This is a genomic window from Vibrio sp. 1078-1 (genome assembly GCF_033340475.1).
This window is the reverse complement of the sequence record NZ_JAWOWM010000217.1, coordinates 1-805: the sequence shown is the minus strand read 5'-3', so window position 1 is coordinate 805 and position 805 is coordinate 1. Positions and strand designations below refer to the sequence as shown.

The following is an 805-nucleotide window of genomic DNA, read 5'->3' as shown; positions in this document are numbered from 1 at the left end:
CTTCCTTTGTGTTTTCTCCAGCGAACACGCTTAAGCAGCAAAAGCTAAGTAAAATAAAGAACCACTTCATATCGGCATCCTTATCGTTTTCTTTTAGCTTAGGCATTGGTGCTCTATTTCGCGAAATATTTGATCTATATCACGTAAATTATTGCAGTAAAATAAGCGCACAACCGACTTTATGCCGTCAACTTTGCAGGTTAAAAGGCATAAAAAAAGAGCGAACCCTTAGGACTCGCCCTTTTTGTACTGAATTGCCAGTGCTTATGACTGTTTTGGTGCTTTAAGCATATCAACCATAATCGCAACAGATTCATCTAAATAAACATCAGGTGCTTCGTAGTCTTTAGGCACATCATCCAAAGATTTGAATGTTTTCTTACCCAAAGCCGTTTGACGTTCATTAATACGTTTCAAACGTAATGCTTCTGCTTTATCTGACTCGTCTTTGCGGACTTTCTCGTTTAGAGACAACATGTTGTCGTCTTTTTCTTTACGATACTTCTCAATGTCTTCGTTAATGAAACGGAATTCCATCTCATCAGCGATTCGCTTATTGTGAAGTTCTGTCAAGTTTGCAATCAACTTGTCGTTATCTGGAAATGTCTGATAAGTCGCCTTATCGATGCTATCCCAAGGCAGAGCATTGTCTTCAACACTTTCACCGGTTTCACTCGGATCAATTGGTGTTGGGTACGCAATGTCTGGCGCTACACCACGGTTCTGAGTACTGCCGCCATCGATGCGGTAGAACTTTTGAATCGTATATTGAACATAACCGAGCTCTTTATCGAAAAGATCGTAG

Annotated in this window: 1 protein-coding gene; it reads right to left on the bottom strand. The window is 40.2% G+C overall.

Translation table 11 applies throughout. The annotated features are described in order from the left end of the window. Window positions 1-264 precede the first annotated feature (264 nt). Window positions 265-805 (bottom strand): carboxy terminal-processing peptidase (locus tag R7190_RS26710; protein ID WP_318137778.1); only part of this gene is annotated, 541 nt, incomplete at its 5' end.